The organism is Tepidanaerobacter sp. GT38, assembly GCF_021991635.1.
Classification (GTDB): Bacteria; Bacillota; Thermosediminibacteria; order Thermosediminibacterales; family Tepidanaerobacteraceae; genus DTU063.
On sequence record NZ_JAFFJA010000127.1, the window covers coordinates 1 to 1,719 of the forward strand.

Below are 1,719 nucleotides of genomic sequence, written 5' to 3' on the forward strand. Positions count from 1 at the left end.
ATATGCTCCCTTTGGAGTAGACAGTTAAAATAATAAAACTGTTACTTCAAAGGGGGCATATTTTTATGGGTCGAAAATCGAAAGTTACTTTTGAACAAAAATTATCAGCCGTAAAAGATTATTTAGAAGGCAGGAAAAGCCAAGGGCAGTTAGCAAAAGAATGCAATGTTAGTAAATCTTCAGTGCAACAATGGATTTCTAATTATCAAGCAATGGGAGAATCAGGATTAATTGCTTCCTCAAAAAATACAGGTTATTCCAAAGAATTGAAATATGCTGCTGTAAAGGAATATCTTTCAGGTAATGCTTCACAACTAGATATATGTAAAAAATATAACATCCGTTCAAAAACCCAACTATCAAATTGGATTTTAAAGTATAATGGTCATGAGAAGCTAAAATCTTCGAGAGCAGGAGGAAAGCAAATCATGACCAAAGGGCGTAATACCACATTTGAGGAACGTATAGAAATTGTAAAATACTGTATTGAGCATGACAGAAACTACAATAAAACCGCTGAAAAATATCAGGTATCCTATCAACAGGTTCGCAATTGGGTAATAAAATACGATAAATCCGGTGTATATGCCCTAATTGATAGAAGAGGCAAACGCAAATCTGAAGATGAGTTTACAGAGATAGATAGGTTAAAAGCCCAGAACAAGCTTCTGGAAGCAAAGAATAGATGGCTTGAAATGGAGAACGAAGTCCTAAAAAAACTCGCCGAAATAGAAAGGGGGCGGTATTAAGCCTGGTTAAGCATGAAGAAATATATCTGGCTATCCAGATGCTTTCAGAACAAAGACACTATCCTGTTTCGTCTCTATGTAAAATCACAGGAATCAGCAGATCTGCCTACTACAAGTGGAAACATAGGGAAAAGAGCCAAAATGAACTTCAAAATGAAAAGCTGCTTGTTCTTATCAGGGAAGCATACGAGGAAAGAGATGGCATACTAGGTTACAGGCAAATGACAATCAAGCTTCGCCGTGAACATAATCTTAAGGTTAATCATAAACGAATTTATCGGCTGATGAAAGTAATGGGTTTAAAATCAGTATGCAGGAAAAAGAAATATAACTACATAAAGTCAACTCCAGAAGTTATCGCAGAGAATGTACTAAATCGGGATTTCAGGGCAGAACATACATGTGAGAAATGGCTTACGGATGTAACAGAACTCAAATACGGTGATGGACAGAAAGCATATCTTAGTGCAATCCTTGATCTTGGGGATAGAAGTATAGTATCTTACGTTATTGGCCATTCAAACAACAATGCACTTGTGTTTAAGACTTTTGATTTGGCAGTTGCTAGCAATCCTGATGCAAAACCCATCTTCCATAGTGACCGTGGATTCCAATATACAAATAAAGCATTTAAAGCAAAACTAGATAAGGCAGGAATGACACAGAGCATGTCAAGGGTAGGCTGCTGCATAGATAATGCCCCTATGGAGGGATTCTGGGGAATCCTGAAATCGGAGATGTATTACTTACATAAGTTTGATGACTATGATAGCTTGAAAAAAGCGATTGAGGAATACATAGATTACTACAATACAAGGAGATACCAGAAACGTTTAAAATGTATGACGCCAATAGAGTATCGCAACTATCTTGCCGGTATGCAGCATAAAGAAAGCACCAACCATTTTTGATTGGTGCCTTACGTAGAATTTTAATTATTTCCACTGTCTACTTGACAGGGGGCAGTTCA

The 1,719-nt window shown here is 37.0% G+C and carries 2 protein-coding genes; both read left to right on the forward strand.

The window, feature by feature from the left end:
• Window positions 1–65: 65 nt before the first annotated feature.
• Window positions 66–749, forward strand: coding sequence for a helix-turn-helix domain-containing protein (locus JT739_RS12300; protein ID WP_237661419.1), 684 nt, complete (start codon window positions 66–68; stop codon window positions 747–749).
• A 20-nt stretch (window positions 750–769) separates the two neighbouring features.
• Window positions 770–1,660, forward strand: coding sequence for an IS3 family transposase (locus JT739_RS12305; protein WP_370642682.1), 891 nt, complete (start codon window positions 770–772; stop codon window positions 1,658–1,660).
• The last annotated feature ends 59 nt before the right edge of the window (window positions 1,661–1,719 follow it).